The organism is Nocardia transvalensis NBRC 15921 (genome assembly GCF_000308875.1).
Taxonomy (GTDB): Bacteria; Actinomycetota; Actinomycetes; order Mycobacteriales; family Mycobacteriaceae; genus Nocardia; species Nocardia transvalensis.
In genome coordinates this window covers 1-3,383 of record NZ_BAGL01000056.1, presented here as the reverse complement: position 1 = coordinate 3,383, position 3,383 = coordinate 1, and the positions used below count along the sequence as shown (strand labels likewise).

The following is a 3,383-nucleotide window of genomic DNA, read 5'->3' as shown; positions in this document are numbered from 1 at the left end:
GCGAGCCTGAACCGGGCCGACGCCGCCATGGGTGACGTCGCCGGTGACCGCTGGGCCAACCGCGCACCCGACCTCGGCAGGAGCACCATCCCACGATGACGACGACCGAGACCACCTACGAGCGCCGCTCGTACGGTTTGTGGCAGAAGCCCCGCAGCGCAGGCCTTTTCGGGCTGCGCTGGGGGGAGACGGTGCTCGGTTTCGTGGTCGTCATCGCCGCGCTGCTGACGGCGCTGGCCGTGGGGCCCAAACCGGCGTTCTTCGTGGCCGGGATCGGCGCGGTCGTGATGGTTCCACTGGTGTGGCGGACGGGGGGCCGCTCCGGATACGAGACGGGATTGATGATGTTCCATTGGTTGCGCGGCCGCGGCAAGGGCGAGCACGTCTACCGCGGCGGCCGGTTCTCCCGGGTCCCCGGCGGGGTGGCGCGGCTGCCCGGCCTGATGGCCCCGTCGAAGCTGTACGAGGGCATCGACGCCGGCGGATACAGCTTCGGCATGATCCACCTGCCGCAGTTCGCCCAGTACACCGTGGTGCTGCGGGCCTGGCCGCAGGGCCACGAGGCCGTCGACCAGCCGGTGATCGACCGCTGGGTGGCGGCGTGGGGCACCTTCCTGGCCTCGCTCGGGCAGACCTCGGACATCGTCGCGGTCGTGCCGGTCATCGATACCGTGCCCGAGACCGGAAACCGTTTGCTCACCGAGGTTTCCACCATCACCCACGCGGACGCGCCGGATCTGGCGCAGCAGGTGATGTTCGAGCTGGCGACCGAACTGCCGCAGGAGCGCGTGCAACTGCTGCCGCGCGTGGCGATCACGTTCAAGGCCACCACCGCCGAGCGCCGCAAGAATCCGGCCGAGGAGGCGGTGGAGATCGGCCGCCGGCTGCCCGGCATCTGCGCGGCGCTCGCCGAGGCGGGTGTGCGGGCGCAGCCGATGTCGGCCGACGAGGTGATCTCCTTCATCCGCCGCAGCTACGATCCGGCCTCGCAGGCGGATCTCGAAGTGGCGGTGGGCGATCCGGGCGGACACGGGCTGGACTGGGCCGACGCCGGCCCGATCTCGCACGAGGAGCGCTGGGACCACTTCCTGCACGACGGCGGCCGCTCGGTCACCTGGGAGATGGACAGCGCGCCCGAGGGCGCCGTCGACGAGCGGGTGCTGCAGCGGCTGCTCGCGCCGAATCCCGAGGTGCCGCGTAAGCGCATCGCGATCGTGTACCGCCCGCATTCGGCGGCCGACGCCGCGGAGATCGTCGACGACGACTACAAGAACGCGCTCGTCGCCCAGCAGAGCGAACGCGGCGTCGTCTCCGCGTCCGCGACACTGCGGGTGGGCGCGACCCAGCAGGCCCGGGAGGAACAGGCCCGCGGTCACGGCGTCACCCGCTTCGGCGCGCTGGTGACGATCACCGAGCCCCTGCGCGGCGACCTGCCGCGCATCGAGGCCATCACCCGCGACCTGTCGACCCAGGCGCGACTCAAGATCCGGCGGTGCTACCGCTACCAGGCGGCGGCCTTCGCGGCCTCGCTCGGGTGCGGCGTCATCCTGCCGGAGCACGCGACCATTCCGAAGGCATTGGCGGGCTGAGTGAGCGGAGCGAGCGAACCGAAGACACAGGGCGCCGCGCGCACGACGGAGCCGAGCGTCGGCGAATCGGAGGAGTGATCGTCCATGGCAGGTGAGCACGAGCCACCGGTCCGCGACCGCGGCGAACCGCCGCGGTACAGCGAACGCGTGGTGGACCCGGAGAACCCGGTGCCCGCGCGGCGCAACGCGCGGCGGCGGGAAGACGGCTGGGAGCACGAGGCGTACACGCCCGGTGAACCCCACTCCGGCGAGTGGCCTGCCGACTGGGACGAGGTCCCGCTGCGCCCCATCCGCCACCCCGCCCCGGGCGAACCCGGCGCGAGCGACCCCCGCGCCGAGCGGCCGCGGCGGCCCCGCACCGAGGACGAGTCCCCCCGCACGCGTGCCGAGGCGCGCGGGGCGGAGGGCGGCCGGGCGGCCGAAACCCCCACGGCCGGTGGCGGATCGGGCACGCGCCGCTCCGCTGCGGCGGGCCCCGAGGACCGCCGCCGCTCACGCGGCCAGCGCCTCACGGAATGGGAGATCACCACCCCGGAAGCCGCCCGCCGCGACGAACGCCGGGATTCGGCGCTGGACTGGTCCTCCGGCGACCAGGGCCGCGCCCCTGAGTCCCGACGCCCCGCGAGCGGCGACGCCTCCGCGCCGAAAGTGCCTGCGGCCGAACCGCATTCCGCAGACCGGCGTGCCGCGAACCGCGACGCCCCCGCGTCGAAAGCACCTGCGGCGGAACCGCATTCGGTGGGCCAACGTGCCGCGAACCGCGACGCCTCCGCGCCGAAAGTGCCTGCGGCCGAACCGCATTCCGCGGACCGACGTGCCGCGAACGGTGACGCCCCCGCGCCGATAGCGCCTGCGGCGGAACCGCATTCGGCGGGCCGCCGCGCTGCCAACGGCGACGCCCCCGCGCCGAAAGCGCCTGCCGCCGAACCGCATTCTGCGCGCCCCGACGGCCGCCGCCCGGCGGGCGATACCCCTGCTCTGGAAGGGCCCGCCGTCGACTCTCGCCGCCCCCACGACGACCAGCGCCGCATGGCCGGTGAGAGCTATGCCCTCGACGGCGTTGCCCCCCCGCCGCGTAGCCGAGGCGAGGAGCGCCGCCCGGCCCAGGGAAACGGTGCACGGCCAAGCGAGTTCGATGAATCGGGCCGCGCCCGGACCGATCAGCGCCGTACGTCCCGTGAAGACGCCGCCCCGCCCGGGACCGCTACCGAATCCGGCCGTCCCCCTGGCGATCAGCGGCGCGCGGTCCGTGAGGGCGGCTCGCAAGGCGACATCGCCGATCCGGGTCGTCCCGCCGACCGCCGTGCCGCCCGCGAGAGTGCGGATCCGGCGGGGGCCGCCGCCGACTCGGCCGCCGTGCCGACGGATGGGTGGGATCCGGCCTTCTTGGGAGATGGCGGTCGTGAATCGGGTGCGGTCGCACCGAGATCCGACGGGTACGGGCCGGCCGCGAATTTCTCGTCCACCGATACGGGACCTCTGCCGCAGGGCAGGGACGCGTTTCCGGACAACGGCGAACGGCGCAGGGCTCCCCGTACCGCCGCCGATCCGCGGCGTGGCGGGCGTGGCGCACCCCCGCCGGGCGAATCCGGTTCCGGCGCGGCGCGATCCGGTCAGCGCCGCCGCGGGCCCGAGGACACGGCTCAGCTGCGGCGCGTGCGGCCCAGCCGGGCCGACGCCGGTCGCGAGGGCGCGAACCGCCATCCGATGCGCGATCACGGACAGGAACCGCCGCGGCGGTCGTCGGAGCGCACACCCCGGCCGGAGCGCTCGGGCGGCCGCGGCGCGCCGGAA

General features: G+C 74.5%; 2 protein-coding genes. Both read left to right on the top strand.

Translation table 11 applies throughout. The features are described 5' to 3' along the window. Positions 1-95 precede the first annotated feature (95 nt). Positions 96-1,589 carry an SCO6880 family protein gene (locus ON41_RS18345; RefSeq protein WP_040748906.1) on the top strand — a complete coding sequence of 498 codons (1,494 nt, stop codon included), beginning with the start codon at positions 96-98 and terminating at the stop codon, positions 1,587-1,589. A gap of 84 nt (positions 1,590-1,673) precedes the next feature. Continuing rightward, positions 1,674-3,383: hypothetical protein (locus tag ON41_RS41090; protein ID WP_040748905.1), on the top strand; the 1,710-nt coding region annotated here is incomplete at its 3' end.